The following is an 18,242-nucleotide window of genomic DNA, read 5'->3' on the forward strand; positions in this document are numbered from 1 at the left end:
ATGGGATTTCTATCTTATTTTCTTAGAAACACTTATTGGATAAACGACTTTCTTAAAGGAAGTATAATTCGTCGACAGTATAACGATATACAATTCATTTTGGAGAAAGGAGAGCAAGGGAAAGATAAAAAAAAGCAATATCTAAGCAGGTTACTTAATCACGCGGTGAATAATTGTAAGTTTTATAGAACCTATTCAGGTAAGCGGATCGATGATTTTCCTGTTGTGAATAAATCAATTTTAATTGATAATTTTGTCGACATATCGATTCCGTCTGAAAGTATTCCCTTTCAAAAAGGTAAAATATTTGTTCAAAATACTAGCGGATCGACCGGTACACCATTTGCTGTACCACAGGATACACGGAAAAGGATGCGGAGAATCGCGGAGTTAAAATATTTCGGAAATAGATCCGGTTTTAAATCACATGATAGATTAGTACATTTAAGAACATGGAATAGATGGCAGAATAAGTCGAAATTGCAATCAATTAGAGAAAACATTATAGCTTTCAATATTGCGCAAATCGACAAAGAGCGATTAAAAGCGCTATGTGAAACAATAGTAAAAAAACACGTAGTGGCAGTTCGCGGATATGCGTCGTCCATAGATTTATTGGCAAAATTTTCAGTTGATAACAATATCAAGATGCCTAGTTTGAAATTGATGATCGCTGGTAGCGAGGCGTTAGAGGAGTCAACAAGAGACTTAGTTCAGACTAAACTAGGATGTAATATTATATCGCAGTACGCAAACGAAGAAAATGGAATCTTAGGACAAGAAGGCAATCCATCTGCTGAGGGGGATCAGTTTTTTTATTTGAATCACGCGTCCTATTACTTCGAGGTGCTTAAACTTCAGGAAGATAAGCCTGCAGAATATGGTGAATTGGGTAGAATTGTGATAACTGATTTATTTAATTATGCCTTTCCGCTGATTAGATATGATACCGGTGATACCGCTATTATGTTGGAAAAAAATGAACATAGTAATGGTTTCCCTATTTTCGAGAAGCTTTATGGAAGACGGCTAGATTTAGTCTTTGATACAAAGGGAGATATAGTATATCCAATGGCACTGGCCCGTATTTTAAAGCATTATACTCAAATCGTGCAATGGCAGTTCATTCAGAATGGGGAAAGTGAATATCTATTAAAACTTAATTGTAAAGAAGATTTTAGAAGTTCAAAGGAGATAATTATGGAGCTCGAAGAGCTATTTGGTAAAGATGCTAATATAATGGTGGAGTTTTCATCCGACATCCCCGTATTGGCGTCTGGTAAGAGAAAGCCTGTGATAAATAATTGGAAACGATGAGAACTGTATATTTGCTTGGTGTTGGACATAATACACCAGTGTTTATGGATTTAGTTGAACAAAGTAGTTGGGAGATAAAAGGTTTGTATCATTTCGACTCTAGTCGTACGGGAGAATATGTAAATAATATTCCGATCCTTGGATCTTTCGAAGAATTGTTTGCACTCGGACAACTTAATGGAAGGAATTTTGTCCTCACAATGGGGGACAATAAATTAAGATCAATTATTGCAAGCAAAATTCGTCTCCAGGGTGGACATACTCCGTCGATTTTTCATCCTTCTACTGTTATTTCAAAGCGTTCGACAATTTCAGAAAAAGGTGTAATTGTAAATGCATTTACAATTATCCAAGCTAACGCTTCGATTGGAGATGATACTATAATCCTATCGGGGGTGAATATTTCACACGACAACAATATTGGTAGAGGTTGTTTTATTGCTGGTGGCGCCATAATAGGAGCATATACTAGAATTGGAGAATTCGTTTTTATAGGGCAGGGATCGCTCACAATTTCGGGTAAGGTCGAGAGCATTGGGGATTTTGCGTTTGTAGGCGCAGGATCGCTAGTCACTAGATCTATTGATCCTAATGTGACCGTTTCTGGACGACCCGCTAGATCTATTGAAAGATAAAATTTGGAAAATGGAAAAACCTTTGTTATCTGTAGTCTGTACAGCTTTTAATCATGAACCATATATTCGGGATTGTTTAGAGGGGTTCGTTACTCAAAGAACTAATTTTGAATTTGAGGTTGTAATTAACGATGATGCGTCCCACGATAATACGGCGGTTATAATTAGAGAGTATGAACAGAAGTACCCGAATATAATTAAGCCAGTTTATCAGAATGAAAATCAATATTCGAAGAAAGTAGGACTTTGGCGGACTATTTTATTTCCGCGAGCAAAGGGTAAATATATTGCGCTTTGCGAAGGAGATGATTGTTGGACAGATCCTCTTAAGCTACAGAAGCAGGTCGATTTTTTAGAAGCGAATCCTCAGTTTTCTTTCTGTGGTCATTTAGTTAGAAGAATTAATGCTGTGGGGGAAGTTATCGACGAGCCGAAATTAAAGAGGGGGGATTGCTATTTTTCTAAAAATGAGGTGTTTCATCAGTATTTTCGTACACTTTCAATTGTGTTTCGGAATGTTAAATTGCCTTATAATCCGTCCTTGTCTAAGGTGTTTAATGGAGACATAGTCTTACAAAGTCTTCTTGCAATACAGGGAAAGGGCGCTATTTTGAACATGATAGGAGGAAGTTATAGAATGCATGAAGGCGGCGTTTATAGTTCGAACTCAATTATAAAGAATCAAATCAAATCTATCAAAACAAGGCGCGTTCTGATGTCCCAATCATTTTTTACATTTGACCAAAAGCTGCATTTGTGGATCGAGATTATGAGAAGAAAACGGAACTGTTTAAAGTCGTGTATTAAAGAAAGCAGATACAATGAGATTCTATCGGTAATTTTTTGTTAAATATTTTGGATATGTTATTTATAAAAAGAATAGATAGTATTTTTTTGTTGTTGCTTATTTTTGCACCATTGTTCGTCGTAATGATTCCTGGAGTATTAGGAATAGATTATGTTTATTTTACTGTCCCATTAAAATGGGGGGTGTTATTTATTTCTCTATTTTTGATAATGCGGGGACTATTGAATAGAAGTTCAACAATTCCATTGTCTAGTATTTTGTTTTTTATCTGTTTCTTTGTAATATATTTGATAAGAGTTTTGTTGGATGTGTATTTATATAAAGTTGAGATGACATTTTATTCAAATTCATTTGACTATATTGAAGGAATAGTGTATTGTTTTTTGACTAGCTTATCGATCATTTTCCTCAAAAGGGTGGATTTTGAATGGGTGCTAAAAAGAGGGTATCTTCTTTATTTTATTGGAATTGTATTATCGGTATTTATCAGTTTAGTGTTGTCGACAGATTTAGTGCAAAGGCAGGAAGGCCGATATGAGGGTACGCAAGGTTTGACATCATTAGTTTATGGACATTTCGGAGTATCATTTGCTTTATTGTCTTTAGTGTTATTTGGACGAACGTCTAATTCAATTATTTCAAAAGTATTCTTACTAGGATGTTTTTTGCTTGGACTATTCGTGATGTACCTGGCTGGAAGTAGAAGCCCTTTGTTAGCTTTGGTTATTTGTTCATTCTTTTTGTTTAAAGACAAAGTCGGATATTTGAAAGGCATATTTATACTCGTGTTTATTTGTGCGTTATTTTTTGTTTTTTCTTTTCAAATAACAGAGATTCTATCCGGATACGGAGGCACATTTTTTGATAGAGTTCAAATGGCAGTTGAAGGAGGGAACTCGTCCGGGCGAGATGATATCTTTAAAAAAGGTGTAGACGAGTTCCTTGCTAATCCACTTTTAGGAAATGCGTTTTTGATTCAGACTTGGGGTATCGGGAGGGGAATATATCCGCACAACATAATTATCGAAAGTTTGATGGCTACGGGGATACTTGGCGGATGGTTGTTTTTAGGTTGGATCTTTAAAAGTTTAAGAGCAGGATTAAGGTTGTTCAATACTAATTCTAATCTCGGCTGGATTTCAATTATTTATATTCAACAGGTGATTTTCGGAATGTTTTCTTTGTCATTGTTTACACATGATAAATTCTGGAATTTTTCGATTCTTACGGTTTTTGCATATCATCATATTTCGAAAACAAAGTTAGACTATGGAAAGGGTTAATATACTTCAAATTGCATCAGTTCTTCCGGCTCATTTTAAAATAAAAAAAAGAGAGAACGATATTTTACTAACTACGGCGCGCCAACATATGCGATTGAATCAAAATGTTAAATATACATTTATTTTAACCGTTCCGTTTTCGTCTTATTTTTTATCGCTTTTATCGCAGAAATGGAAGGAGTTTTATCTTTTAAGACGAATGAAGATATATTCTTATGAGGGTTTTAAAATTCACGTCGTGGCGATTCCCACTTTCAAAAATGATTTCTTTTTTAGAAAAATATTTGCTCGGATTTCCTTTTTGTTTTATCGGAAAACTATTGAAAAAATTTGCATTAACAACGAAATAAATATTTGTCATGCTCATAATATAGGTATTAATGCAGGGCTTGCTTATTTTATTAAATCCAACCTTCGAATACCATTTTGTATAACAACTAGGGACTTAGGTAGAAAGCCTTTAAGCCGTCATGAGAGTCTTTACATTAATGAGTCGAACTCATTAATAAGTATATCCTTTCGTCAGAAAAAAATAGCAGACAGTTTGCATCCCTTATCATATTTGATTCCCCACGGAATTGATGATTCTTACGTTACTGCACGTTCTAACTTTAACGAGAGCGAAGTATTGAAGCTCGTGACGATTTCGCGTCTTTTGGATTGGAAAAATATTGATACGTTAATCCTTGCTCTATCAAAATTAAGTGAACGAAAATTACGATTCATTTTAGATATTTATGGAGAGGGACCTGAATTATCTGCCTTGCAAAAATTAGTCGAAGCAAATGGCTTAACAAATGCTATAAGCTTTAAGGGGGTGGTTAAGCACGCAGATGTTTCGAAATTATTACTAAAATATGATGTATTTGTACTCGTCAGTTATCCTGAAACATTTGGTCGGGTTTATGTTGAAGCGATTGCTGCTGGTCTACCAATCATTTGTTCAAAAAATTCGGGATTAGATGGGTATTTAACAGACAGTATGGAGGGATTTTTTGTAGATCATACCGACGTGGATGCGCTTTCTTCCGTAATCACAAAGTTTTTTGAAGATAGGCTTTTAAAAGTTAAAATGGGTGAGAAGGCTCAGAAAGCTTCCAAAAAGTTTTTTTGGCATAATATATGTAAAAATATTGATGAAGTTTATAATAAAGTAATAGAAAATGGTGTATAATAAAACGTTTAAGGGAGTTTTACTTCTGCTTGTTTTTTGTCATAGCATATTTTTATTCGGACAAAGCAAACGTGATTTTAAAGTTTTTGCGGTGTCCGATAATTATAATAATGAGGTGAAGAATTTTATCAAAAATAATAGTGCTCTTGAAAGTATAAAGATTTTAAAAGGTTTCCAGATTGATCCATATAAGAACGGCGAAATTAATATTAATAGTATCCGAAAAAATCTTGCGAAAATGTATCCGAAAAGTGATGCATCAGGTGTTTTATGTTTAAATATAGAGAATAAGCAGTACCAAAATTTAAAAAATTTTGGTACCAATACGAATGAATATAAGCATGCTATTATTGAATTAAATAAAATGATCTCCACAGTTCGGAAATTTAGGCCAAATTTAAAAATTGGAATCTATGGTATGCCATTTAGATTTTATTATTCGGCACAAAACAAACCAAATATGAATAAAGCACTAGATGGTTTGCTACGTAACTGTGATTATCTTTTTCCATCCATGTATATTTTGTTTACTAATAGTGAAATTGGTGAACAAAAGAATTTGGAGTACTTGAATGATAATTTGGAAGTTGCTTTAGAATATGGTGAGAGGTTAAAAAAGGATGTAGTGCCGTTCGTGTGGTATGGCATTCACACAAATAATAAAAAATTTGGGAGTCAACTAATCCCAAAAGAAACTATGATGAAATTTGTGGACCATATGAAGAGTTATTCGAGATCTGGTAATAATATAAAGGGAATAGTTTGGTGGGATGGACAAGTGACTGAGAACGCAACAAACCCTAGGTTATTAAATAATGAAAAGAAGGTTCTAGATAAGAATAGTATTATATTGGATTATATGTCGGACTTTATAAGTACATTTTAACCTCTGTATCGATCGATGGATAAATTGAAAGTTGCAATAATATTTCCTTATTATGCTCATTATAGAAAACCGGTTATTGACAGCCTAAAAGATGATGTTGAGATAGAATACCATTTTTTTGGTGGGCAAAAGGAATCTCCTCAATTTCGCGGTATGAAATTAATCGACATGTCTGTTAACGATAGGTTTACTAAAATTGAAAATACATGGTTTTTAAAATATTTCTCCATACAACCAGGATTGTCGAGAAAGGTTAAAATCGCAAATTACAATTGCGTTGTTATCTTTGGAGATTGGAAATATCTTTCGACATGGTGGGTTGCTATCATTTTGAGATTTCGACGAGTTCCTACTTTATTTTGGAGTCATGGATTTAGAAAGAACCAAAACTCATTTAATGATATTTTTAAAACTATCTATTTTAAGTTATTTACTGGAGGGTTAGTTTTTGATCAGCGGGCAAAGGATATTTTTGCTGAGAAGGGGTTTAAAGGAGATATAACCGTGATTTATAATTCTTTAGATTATAAATATCAAAAGAGTATATTAGAAAAAGTAAAGGAGGAATCAACCTCAATAATTTCCGATGAAGTTCCTTATATTCTTTTTTCAGGACGATTGACAAGAACGAAAAATCTGGATCAAATTCTTAAAGCGATAGCTTACCTAGATAATCAAGGTGTCTTCGTGAAAGTAGTTTTTATTGGAGAAGGTGAGTTTAAACATGAACTTATTCGGTTGTCGGAGGAGTTAGGGATTGATGCGCGGGTGGCTTTTATGGGGAGTTGTTATGACGAACGAATAATTGCAAATTGCTTTTTAAATGCGAAGGCGAGTGTTATTCCGAGTGCGGTCGGTCTTTCTGCAATCCATGCTTTGACCTATGGCTGCCCTGTGATTACAGATGATAATAATGTTAAGCATGGGCCAGAAGTAGCGGCTATCAGGGACGGCGTTACCGGGAAAATATTTATACAGGGGGATATCAAGGATTTAGCCAAAAAGATAGCGAGTTTCACTCTTCTTTCGCAAGAAGAACGTGATTTTTACGCCAATAACTGCATCAAAGAAATTGAGAGTAGATATACTGCGGAAAATCAACGAAATCTAATAAATTTAAGTATAAAGAAAGTAGTAGCTAAATTTTAATATAATAGATCAGATGAATCGGATTTTAAACTATCTTAAAAGCGTAAATATTTCCATCCCTATTCCAGTCGGAAAGCTCATTGGGCGTATACCGTTTTCGTATCGGCCGGGGATTGGTGTTATATACAAAGAACAATCGGATTTCATTAGACTTTTTTCTGAATTTGAACAAAAAGATAAAGAGAAGTTCATTTTCGATAAATTTTTCAAAGTATTTAAACACGCATATTTAAACGTACCTTTTTATTCTAGTCTATATAAGAATTTCGGTATTGAACTTGGAGATATCAGTTGTTTCTCAGACATTTCGAAAATACCGGTTATTTCAAAACAGGATTTGATCGACGTGCCCTTAGAAGAACGTAGTTTTCCAATTCGTAATAGAATGAAAGTTAATACAGGCGGTTCATCGGGGCGTCCTCTCGCTTTTTATATGGATCCGGTGCGTTATGGAAACGAATGGGCACATATACATTATATATGGGGGAAATTAGGATATCGACCAAATTCTATTAAGCTAGGGTTTGATGGTAGGAGTACGGTCGATAATTATGTTCAATATGATTTTTTGCGTAATACGTTGAGAGTTGATATATATGCTGATCAAGCTGAAGTTTGTTCCCGATTGTATGAAATATCAACGAAATATAATATTGATTTTTTACATGGATATCCAAGCGCAATTTCTGAATTTGCCTCTATTTGTAAATTGAGCCATCCTCAGTTATGGAGCCGGCTTAAATCTACTTTAAAAGGTGCTTTTTTAAATAGTGAATTTCCAGCACCTCACTATAGAGAGAACATAGAGGATACGTTTGAAATAAAAACACAATCATTCTATGGTCATACTGAAACTTGTGTTTTTGCCGAGGAGTCTGAGCGATATAAATATTTAGCCCACCAAACCTACGGTTATGCCGAAGTGGGCAATCAGTTTGGGTATTCTGGAGAATTAGTTGGCACATCTTATTTTAATTTTGCGTCGCCTCTTATTCGGTATAACACACAAGATCTGATTAAGACATTAAGCTTTTCGGGTAAAATATTGCAGAAATTTGAAATTAGCGATGGTAGAAAAGGTGAATATATACTCGATTGTGAAGGAGCGAAGATTCCGCTAACAGGGTTAATTTTTGGAAGACATCATAAATTATTTGAGGTATCCTCTCATGTTCAAGTTAAGCAAACTGCGAAGGGCTTTGCTGATATTTTTTACGTTTCAAAAGAGAAAATTGCTAGGCCAGAGGAGTTATTTGATTCGTCGAATGTCAAAATTCAATTTAATTTCTTAAAAGTTGAGAAGCCAATATTAAGTATTTCAGGTAAAATAAATTTATTAATTAAATGATTAAGATAACTATCGTAGCAGGTGCCAGACCTAATTTTATGAAAATAGCGCCAATAATTCATGCAATAGAGGCGTCAAAAATTGACGGTAATCCGATTGATTACCGACTAGTTCATACAGGCCAGCATTATGATAAGCAAATGTCGGGTAATTTTTTTGCTCAATTAGAAATTCCTGAACCAGATATTAACCTACACGCTGGAGGCGGAAGTCAAGCGGAGCAAACCGCTGCGATAATGGTGGGTTTTGAAAAAGAGTTATTAACTAACCCGACGGATCTAGTTCTTGTAGTTGGAGATGTTACATCTACGATGGCATGCGCCATTACCGCTCAGAAATTAAAAACAAAAGTGGCACACGTTGAGGCCGGAATTCGATCAGGTGATTGGTCTATGCCTGAAGAGATCAATAGGTTGGTAACGGATAGCATTACGAATTATTTTTATACTACTTCTGAAATTGCTAATCAGAATTTGTTGAAAAGTGGTATCAGTGAGGACCGAATTATTTTTGTGGGAAACACCATGATCGATACACTTTTAAAACAGCGTTCACGGTTTATCAAACCAGTAGTTTGGGATGAGAGGGGACTTGTGCAATCCGAATATATTGTGATGACTCTCCATCGACCTGCTAATGTAGATGAGGAATCTAATTTGAGAAAATTAATTGAGACAATTGTTGAATCTTCACACGATATCCCATTAATATTTCCTGTTCATCCTAGAACAGCGAAAATTATCCAGGCGATTGGTGTTAGAGCGCCTAATTTGATTTTAATAGATCCTTTAAGTTATTTGGAATTTAATTATCTAGTAAGTAATGCAAAAGCGGTAATAACAGACTCTGGAGGAATTACTGAGGAAACAACTGTTTTGGGGATTCCTTGTTTGACTTTAAGGGACAATACTGAACGACCAGAAACCGTTTCTTTAGGAACAAACGAGTTAATAGGGACGAATCCTCGGGCGATACCTCCCGCTCTAGAGAAAGTTTTCTCTGGGATGTGGAAGAAAGGGACACAGATTCCGCTTTGGGATGGTAATACTTCAAAGCGGATCGTTACACACATCCTTACAATTAAAAGTGTAAATGATTAACAAGATTATTAGACTATCGTCGACTATTTGGTATTTGAAGCCAACCCAACTTTTTTATCAAATTATTTTTCGATTGAAAAGGAGAAGGACGCTTGTGGATTATAGCCAAGATTTTAACAGCGAACACGTTAACCTTCTTAGGTTCAAAAAGGTAGAAACTGTCGAGAAGACATATTACGGCGATGGTAAATTTCGATTTCTAAATTTAGACATTCAGTTCGGAAATGTTATTGAATGGGACGAAATGCGGTATGGTAAATTATGGAATTATAATCTTCAATACGCTAATTGGTTAGCTCAGAGAGATATAAGTGTGAATGTGAGGCTTGGATTAATTCAATCTTTATACGATAGTTTGAGAGGAGGTTTACTGGAATTAGAACCATATCCCGCGTCATTGAGGATTATAAATGTTATTAAATTTCTGAGCAATGAAAAGTGCATTAATAATGATGTTATTGCCTCGTTGTATTCCGAAATGCATTTTTTATTTAGAAATATTGAATTTCATATTTTAGGTAATCACTTATTAGAGAATGCTTTTGCCTTGGTAATGGGTGGGAGCTTTTTTGGGAAAGAGCAATGGATTGAGAAGGGAACTAGCCTAGTTATGACCGAACTTAAAGAACAAATTCACGAAGATGGAGCACATTTTGAATTAAGCCCCATGTATCATAAGATTATTCTTTTTCGAGTTTTGGAGTTTATAGATTGGTATAGTCACGCAAGTACATTTGACGATAATGTTTTGTATGAAGTTCAGAGAGTGGCAGGTCTTATGATTAGTTGGCTAAATAAGATATCTTTTCGCAACGGTAAAATTCCGAATTTCAATGATAGTGCAGAAGGAATAGCATTTCCTACTAATTGGTTGTTCGATTATGCTTTGAATGATTTGGGAATTAAGAAGATGGACGTCCCTTTAAAAGATTCAGGGTATAGGTCAGTATCAAAGGCACTTTACGAGTGTAAACTGGATCTCGCTCAAATAAGTTCCTCTTATCAACCTGGACACGGCCATTCTGATGCATTGGCATTTATATTGTTCTATAAGGAAAAGCCCCTTTTTGTCGAACAGGGAACATCAACTTATCAGAGAGGAAAGCGGAGAGACTTAGAACGATCCACGGAGGCGCATAATACAGTTGTTGTAAACAATACGAGCCAGTCCCAAGTGTGGGGCGGCTTTCGAGTAGGGAATCGCGCAAAAGTTCGAATACTTGTTGATGAGGAAAATGAATTTAAAGCGGAGCATGACGGTTATCGAAAGGAGTTTGGAATAATACATAACCGACATTTTTTATTTAAAAATGATAAAATCGAACTATTCGATTTTTTAAGCAAGCCGTTTAATAGTATGTGCTATTTTCATCTTTTTCCTGGTCTATTTGCTAATCAAGTGGATGAATCACGTTTTTTAATAAATAACGAGGTTGAAGCAGTCTTTCGTGGGGCATCAAAAATTGAGCTCGAAAGCTATCAATATACGGATCGGTTCAATAATTACCAATCTGCGCAAAGATTTGTGATTCATTTTTCGCAGGAGCTTAACTCACATTTTATTTTTCCTAATTAATTATGAAGAGAATATTATTTTTAACATTCTATTTTGAGCCGGATCTTTGTGCAGGTTCGTTTCGTAATAGTCCATTGGCTAAGGAGCTCGCATTACAAGGGAAGGGGGACGTAGAAATTGATGTAATAACTACTTTACCAAATCGGTATAACACCTTTTCGGTAGACGCACTGGAAAAGGAGACGAGAGATAATTTAACTATTCAAAGAATTAAAATCCCATCTCATCAAAGTGGTATGAAAGATCAGATAATATCATTCAGGAAATTCTATAGTGAAACGAGACGATTAGTAAAGAATAGAAAATATGATATTGTTTTTGCATCTTCCTCTCGTTTATTTACAGCTTATTTGGGAAAAAAAATCGCTAAATCATTAGGTATTCCATTATACTTAGATATAAGAGATATCTTTTATGACACATTAGAAGATGTTTTAGAGAATCGTGTTGTAAAGTCCATTTCTCTTCCTGTCGTAAAGCGAATAGAAAAGGAAACTTTTGATTATGCTTCTCATATAAATTTAATTTCAGGTGGATTTAAACGATATTTTTCTCAATACAAAGAGAAAAACTATAGTTTTTTTCCAAACGGGATCGATGATATTTTTATTGAGGCGAGTCGAGGTGTGGAAATTCAAAGTGAGAACGTTACCTGTAGAACAATTGTTTATGCGGGGAATCTTGGAGAGGGGCAAGGGTTACATAAGATTGTACCTCAAGTTGCAAAGGCTATGGAGGGCAGTGTAAATTTTATTATTATTGGTGACGGTGGAGCTAAAGGTAAACTTTTAAAAGAACTGACCAGGTTGGAGGTAAAGAATGTTGAAGTTCGCCAACCGGTTAAGCGAGACGAACTGTTGAGGATATATTCACAAGCTGACTATCTGTTCGTACATTTGAATGACTATAATGCATTTAAAAAAGTATTGCCGTCTAAGTTGTTTGAATTGGGGTGTTTTCCACAACCGATTATTGCTGGAGTGGGTGGTTTTGCTGCTGATTTCGTAGGTAATAATCTTGAGAATTCGATTTTGTTTCATCCTTGTAATGTTGATGAGTTAGTCGAGAAATTGAGCCAGTATGAATATAAGCGCCTAATCCGAAGTTCATTTGTAGAAAGATTCAAACGAGATATTGTAAATAGAGAGATGGCGAAAACGATATTAAATTATATTTGAAATGAAAGTTGCAATCACCGGTGCTTCAGGGTTTGTTGGAAAAAATTTGATCAAATATTTGCAAAAGAGCGACATACAAACCATTAAAATTTCGTTGCGAAATCCTGAATGGGTAACCCTCCTCCCATTCAATAGCGATGCCTTGATACATTTAGCGGGGAAGGCTCACGATACATCGAATGTTAGTGAAAGCACCGAATATTTTAAAGTTAATCGTGATCTTACAATTAAACTCTTTAACCAGTTTCTTAATTCAGATATTAAGGACTTTTTATATTTTAGTTCTGTGAAAGCAGTTGCGGATTCTGTGGATGGGATCTTGACAGAAGATTACGAACCTAATCCAACAACTGCGTATGGACAGTCTAAACATGAAGCGGAAAGATATTTATTAAAGCAAAATCTCCCAGAAGGGAAACGGCTATTTATTATCCGTCCCTGTATGATTCATGGGCCACATAATAAGGGGAATCTTAATCTCCTTTTTAATCTAATAAAAAGGGGACTTCCCTGGCCCTTAGCATCTTTTGATAATCAGAGATCATTTTTGTCAATTTCAAATTTGAATTATTTAGTTAAAATGATGATATTAAATCGACAATTGAAATCGGGAGTGTTTAATTTTGCAGATGATGAGTCAATTTCTACAAATCAACTGATTTCTCTAATCGACACTGTAGCAACAAAAAATACAAAAATGCTTTGGTTGCCAAAAGGCATTGTTCAATGCATGGCTAGAATTGGAGATGTATTGCCGTTTCCAATAAATTCTGAAAGATTGAAGAAGCTCACTGAAACTTATGTAGTGTCTAACGAGAAGATTAAGTGTGCTTTGGCAATTAACCGTTTGCCGATCAGCGCTGAAGATGGACTAAAAGAAACGATCGCATCTTTTCATGTAAATGGATAGATGTAAGTGTTAATTATAAATTTTTTATATAACATTAATGAAAAATAATCAGAAATGTTGTTTTTGATAAAAAATAAAGATGAGCTACATATATATATTAATTTCCTTGTTTTTTTTAGAAGTCTCTTATTTTTATATTGCGAAGCGGTTTAATATTACTGATAAACCCAATTCGCGATCTTCGCATGATTCCATAACATTACGGGGCGGCGGGGTGATCTTTTATTTCGGATCGTTGTTGTTTTTTATTCTTTCGAACTTTTCATATCCTTGGTTTTTTCTCGGTCTCACTTTGGCAACTTTGATTTCTTTTTTTGATGATATTTTTAATTTGTCCAGTAAAATAAGACTATCTGTTCAGTTATTGTCAGTTTTGTTATTGTTATTTCAATTGGACGTTATTACCTTACCATGGTATTATCTAATAATCATTTTTGTGATCGTGTTAGGAATTATCAATGCCTATAATTTTATGGATGGTATTAATGGAATAACTGTGTGCTATAGCTTAGCAGTTGGAGCATTATTAGTTTTTATAAATAATAGATTCCATTTTATTGATCAAGATTATTTATACTTTAGTATGTTATCCCTGTTTGTATTTGCGTTCTTTAATTTTCGAAATAAAGCAAAGGCATTTGCTGGTGATGTTGGTTCGGTTTCGATTGCGTTCATTTTGTTATTTGCATTAGGGACGTTAATCGTCAAATCAGGAACGCTAATTTATGTCTTGTTTCTCTCAGTATATGGAATAGATGCAGTGTGGACTATAGTGAGACGATTATATTTGCAAGAAAATATTTTTGATCCACATCGATCACATTTGTACCAATACCTTGCAAATGAAGCCGGGGTGAATAGATTGATTATTTCATTTTTGTACGGAGCCCTTCAATTTTTAATTGGTCTGTTAGTTATATTTATCGCTGGTTTTAGTATTCATTTACAGATTGTTTTGTCTGTGATTTTGTTGATAATTTTAAGTGCTATTTACTTGGTGGTGAAAAGTTTTGTGTTAAGAAAATATGTCTTACAGACATCAAAAAATCTATAGACTTTTGACGCCTGAATTCTATTGCAACACTAGCGTTAGTTAGAAAGAGGGGCGATTGAGAAATGAGAATAATGTGATAGTTTTATTATTAATTTATATGTAGTTGCTGGTACAAAATTAAATTTATGGTACAACAATTATTAATAAAAAAACACTATTTTTGTGCACCTTATTTTAGGGTTGGAAAGCTTTTTGCTTATAAAAATTCGTTTAAATTGATAAATGGAAACTTATGTTAAAACAATGGATTAATTTTGGGCTTTGTTCGCTTGTAGTTGCGGTTATTTGTTGCTCGTCCTGTGCTAGCCGCAAAAATATCGTTTATTTTTTGCCTGACTCAGTGGAGTTGAATACTGCATATGAATTAAATGCTCCGAAATTGCAGCCTGGCGATATATTAGCAATTTCGGTCACAGCGGATGATGTTCGAGCTACTCAGCCGTTTAACCAAGTCTCTCCTTATCAAGGTAGTACGATTCAAAATACAAACCCATTTATTCCAACATATTCTGTTGATGATAACGGAGAAATTGATTTTCCTAAATTAGGGAAGATAAAACTCGCAGGGCTTACTAGAACTCAGGCTGTAGACTTACTTCGTAGCGAAGTGGCGCGGTATATTGTGAATCCGGGTATCTCAATGCAAATTCGAAATTTTAAAGTCACTGTGTTAGGTGAGGTCACTCGTCCGGGTACCTTTACTATTGATAATGACCGTATTACAATATTAGAGGCATTAGGTTTAGCAGGAGATTTGACTATCTATGGTAAAAGACATGGTATTTTGGTTATTAGGGAACAAAATGGAAAGAAACAGGAGTTTAGATTGGATTTGAATAAACGAGAATCATTGAATTCTCCTGTATATTATTTAGCTCAAAACGATGTAATCTACGTTGAACCAAATGGTGCGAGAATGCAAACCTCCAATTACACCCAAAATACTTCGGTTTTTGTATCGATTGTAGGTTTAATAATAACAGTCATTTCCGTAGCAACGCGGTAGCTATGACTTTAATTTTACTGGTCATTCATAAGTGAAATCTTAGCAATAAATTGTATGAAGAATACCCCCGATCCTAAAGAAAAGGATTCCTTAGACAAAGAAATAAATTTGCAACAACTTTTTGAACAATATTCGTTTTATTGGAAGTGGTTCTTGCTTTCTATACTGATTTGCTTTGTCGGAGCATTAATATATCTTAGATACGCGCAGCAGATTTATGCAGTTACTGCGAGAATCTTATTGCAAGATGAGAAACAGGCATCGGGTGAGTTGGCTGCACTCTCTGAACTCACTACCTTAACAGGTATGACAGGCGGTGGAGTTGCATTTGTCTCTGATCAGATGGATGTTATGAAATCGAGACGTATTTTGAGGAAAGTTGTGGAGGTAAACAGATTAAATATCGAATATAAAAGTATTGGTAGTGTTCGATCGTCCGAGTTGCTTGAAAATGAATCACCATTGAAGTTAATTTTATTAGAGCCAAGTCATCCTCGGTTGGACTCTGTAAATTATACTTTTTCAATATCTAAAAAAGATGATCACGTCCGTTTTGTTGACGTTAAAAATGGATCTCGAGATTATAAGATTGGAGAGAAATTAACTACCCCTATTGGTGTTATAACTTTAGTTCCTCAACGAGATTTCAATTGGGATAATGAACTTTCAATAAGCTACAAACCTGTTGAGCAAATTATCGATAATTTACTTCAATCTATTCAAATTACTTCGAGTAAGGATAAACAATCGTTTGTTGTAAATTTTTCTTTGAATCATGCACATAAAGGTAAAGCAGAATTAATTTTAGATGAACTTATTGAACAATATAATATAGATGTAACTAATGACAAAGCTCAAGTAACAACGGCAACATCTACATTTATTAATTCACGACTTGATCTAATTTCTAAAGATTTAGAGACAGCAGATTCGAAAGTTGCGGATTATAAAGATCGGAACAGCATGGTCGATATGGGATCGGAGGCGCGTTTATATATGGAGACAGCTTCTGTGAATGAGCAAAAGCTTGTCGAATATCAGACGCAACTGAAGCTAGCCGATCTGGTACGGGAGACAGCTGTCGACACAAACACATTGAATCTTTTACCTTCGAATATTGGGTTAAATGATCCCGCTATACAAGACAATATCAGATCTTACAACGATTTAATCCTTGAGAAGAGCGATTTATTAAAATCAGCAACACCAGACAATCCAGTCGTTGCTAATTTAGATAATAGTATAAAACATGTGAACCAAAATTTGCAGATATCTTTGGATAATTATCGAAGAGTTTTACAAGGAAACGTAAATTCATTGCAAACTCAGATGGAAAAATACGAAGGTAAATTGAGTCAATTGCCAAATCAAGAAAGAGGTTTTAAGGAAATCGCCAGACAACAGCAAATAGTCGAAACGTTATATCTTTTTCTGCTTCAAAAGCGAGAGGAGACTGAAATTAAGGCATCAGCTACTCCCGCAAACATTAAAATAATTGATTTGGCATATGGTTCGGATATTCCAATTGCACCGAGGAAAGCCATTATTGTTATGGCAGCGTTAATACTGGGATTTCTAATTCCATTTGCTATACTGTATATCAAGTTTCTCCTCGATAATAAAATTCATTCACGTCGCGATATCGAAGAAAGATTTAGTTCTCCTATACTTGGGGAAATCCCAACATCAGACCATCCCATTATTGAGGATAATGACCGTTCGTCATTGGCTGAGGCTATTCGTATATTGCGTACCAATATTTCGTTTATGCTTGGGAATAAGAAGGAGGAGTCGTCTGTGATTTATGTGACATCAACGACTTCTGGTGAGGGTAAGTCTTTTATTGCAACTAATTTAGCTAAAATTTTGGCTATGTCTGGGAAAAAGGTCTTATTACTTGGGGCAGACATAAGATCGCCTAAAGTACTAGATTATTTAGGTTTATCTCATTTGCAACATACGAATATTGGGATAACGCAATATTTGATTAACCCTGACATGTCTGTGTCTAATATTGTTATTAAGAAGCCTAATCCATATAATTTTGATATTATTTATTCGGGATACATTGCTCCAAACCCGGCGGAGTTACTCATGAATGGTTATTATGCAGATATAATTGCTTATGGCCGGATGCAGTATGATTACGTGATTGTTGACACTGCTCCAGTTAGTTTAGTTACTGATACATTATTGATTGCTGAACATGCAGATTTGACGATATATGTTGCGAGAGCAAACTATCTTGACAAACGTCTGCTTAATGTTCCGAAAGAATTGTATGAAGAGGGTAAACTTAAAAATATGGCGATCGTTATAAACGATGTTGATTTTAAACGCGGTTACGGATATGGATATGGTTACGGATACGGATATGGAGGTGGTCGCGAAGTTTCACTACGTAAAAGGATATCCAAATTCTTTTACACTTTATTAAGCAGAAAAGGTAGTTCTTAAGAAGAGAATTAATAATTGGATATATCGGAGGGATTGTGCCATCGATTTGGGTCAAACCGTGCCACTTTTGAGATCATACAATTATATGAAAAAGTTATTTTATATCCATCATATTTTTCCTTTACGTAAAGAATCTCCAGTTAGATTTATCCTATGAGAAGAGTTCACAATTCTATCGAGTATTGCGTCTGCTACGGTGCCCTCTCCACCAATAATCTCGTACCATGCTGCCACGGGTATCTGGGAAGATATGATCGTCGATCTCTTTCCATGTCTGTCATCTATTATATCCATCAAGGTTTCCCTGTATCCGGCCTACGAAGTACATATTGCATGATTTAGTTTGTACGACTAGCTTTGC

At 34.9% G+C, this 18,242-nt stretch carries 16 protein-coding genes; 15 read left to right on the forward strand and 1 reads right to left on the reverse strand.

Translation table 11 applies throughout. The annotated features are described in order from the left end of the window. The 15 genes from FM107_RS05430 (at window position 1) to FM107_RS05500 (ending at window position 17,881) form a co-directional block, all read left to right on the forward strand. The gene (locus FM107_RS05430; protein ID WP_086947504.1) at window positions 1-1,317 is read left to right on the forward strand and encodes a phenylacetate--CoA ligase family protein; all 1,317 of its coding nucleotides are present in this window, start codon (window positions 1-3) and stop codon (window positions 1,315-1,317) included. Next, window positions 1,314-1,952, forward strand: coding sequence for a transferase (locus FM107_RS05435; RefSeq protein ID WP_143559439.1), 639 nt, complete (start codon window positions 1,314-1,316; stop codon window positions 1,950-1,952). The genes FM107_RS05430 and FM107_RS05435 overlap by 4 nt, the downstream gene beginning before the upstream one ends. A gap of 10 nt (window positions 1,953-1,962) precedes the next feature. Further along, window positions 1,963-2,802 (forward strand): glycosyltransferase family A protein, encoded by an 840-nt coding sequence (locus FM107_RS05440; RefSeq protein WP_086947506.1) that lies wholly within the window; start codon window positions 1,963-1,965, stop codon window positions 2,800-2,802. Between the two features lie 11 nt (window positions 2,803-2,813). Further along, window positions 2,814-4,043, forward strand: coding sequence for an O-antigen ligase (locus FM107_RS05445; RefSeq protein WP_086947507.1), 1,230 nt, complete (start codon window positions 2,814-2,816; stop codon window positions 4,041-4,043). Then, window positions 4,030-5,217, forward strand: a complete 1,188-nt coding sequence (locus FM107_RS05450; RefSeq protein WP_086947508.1) for a glycosyltransferase family 4 protein — start codon at window positions 4,030-4,032, stop codon at window positions 5,215-5,217. Before FM107_RS05445 ends, FM107_RS05450 begins: the two co-directional genes overlap by 14 nt. Further along, window positions 5,207-6,103, forward strand: a complete 897-nt coding sequence (locus FM107_RS05455; RefSeq protein ID WP_086947509.1) for a hypothetical protein — start codon at window positions 5,207-5,209, stop codon at window positions 6,101-6,103. Before FM107_RS05450 ends, FM107_RS05455 begins: the two co-directional genes overlap by 11 nt. 15 nt (window positions 6,104-6,118) lie before the next feature. Continuing rightward, window positions 6,119-7,252, forward strand: coding sequence for a glycosyltransferase (locus tag FM107_RS05460; protein WP_086947510.1), 1,134 nt, complete (start codon window positions 6,119-6,121; stop codon window positions 7,250-7,252). 13 nt (window positions 7,253-7,265) lie between these two features. Beyond that, the gene (locus FM107_RS05465; protein ID WP_086947511.1) at window positions 7,266-8,600 is read left to right on the forward strand and encodes a hypothetical protein; all 1,335 of its coding nucleotides are present in this window, start codon (window positions 7,266-7,268) and stop codon (window positions 8,598-8,600) included. After that, window positions 8,597-9,700, forward strand: a complete 1,104-nt coding sequence (wecB, locus tag FM107_RS05470; protein ID WP_086947512.1) for a non-hydrolyzing UDP-N-acetylglucosamine 2-epimerase — start codon at window positions 8,597-8,599, stop codon at window positions 9,698-9,700. Before FM107_RS05465 ends, wecB begins: the two co-directional genes overlap by 4 nt. 244 nt (window positions 9,701-9,944) lie before the next feature. Further along, on the forward strand, window positions 9,945-11,276 hold the full coding sequence (locus FM107_RS05475) for an alginate lyase family protein (RefSeq protein ID WP_179204410.1): 1,332 nt from the start codon (window positions 9,945-9,947) through the stop codon (window positions 11,274-11,276). A 2-nt stretch (window positions 11,277-11,278) separates the two neighbouring features. Next, on the forward strand, window positions 11,279-12,454 hold the full coding sequence (locus FM107_RS05480) for a glycosyltransferase family 4 protein (protein WP_086947514.1): 1,176 nt from the start codon (window positions 11,279-11,281) through the stop codon (window positions 12,452-12,454). Window position 12,455: 1 nt separating this feature from the next. Beyond that, window positions 12,456-13,364, forward strand: coding sequence for an NAD-dependent epimerase/dehydratase family protein (locus tag FM107_RS05485; RefSeq protein ID WP_086947515.1), 909 nt, complete (start codon window positions 12,456-12,458; stop codon window positions 13,362-13,364). A gap of 79 nt (window positions 13,365-13,443) precedes the next feature. Then, complete coding sequence (locus FM107_RS05490; protein WP_086947516.1) at window positions 13,444-14,418, forward strand: UDP-GlcNAc--UDP-phosphate GlcNAc-1-phosphate transferase; 975 nt, start codon at window positions 13,444-13,446, stop codon at window positions 14,416-14,418. 232 nt (window positions 14,419-14,650) lie between these two features. Beyond that, complete coding sequence (locus FM107_RS05495) at window positions 14,651-15,424, forward strand: polysaccharide biosynthesis/export family protein (RefSeq protein ID WP_086947517.1); 774 nt, start codon at window positions 14,651-14,653, stop codon at window positions 15,422-15,424. Window positions 15,425-15,478: 54 nt separating this feature from the next. Continuing rightward, entirely contained in the window at window positions 15,479-17,881 is a 2,403-nt protein-coding gene (locus FM107_RS05500; protein WP_086947518.1) for a polysaccharide biosynthesis tyrosine autokinase, read from the forward strand. 108 nt (window positions 17,882-17,989) lie between these two features. Here the strand turns inward: FM107_RS05500 and FM107_RS05505 are convergent, their stop codons facing one another. Further along, window positions 17,990-18,175 (reverse strand): ATP-binding protein, encoded by a 186-nt coding sequence (locus FM107_RS05505; protein WP_373407990.1) that lies wholly within the window; start codon window positions 18,173-18,175, stop codon window positions 17,990-17,992. Window positions 18,176-18,242 lie beyond the last annotated feature (67 nt).

The sequence above is a fragment of the Sphingobacterium sp. JB170 genome (assembly GCF_900163865.1).
Classification (GTDB): domain Bacteria; phylum Bacteroidota; class Bacteroidia; order Sphingobacteriales; family Sphingobacteriaceae; genus Sphingobacterium.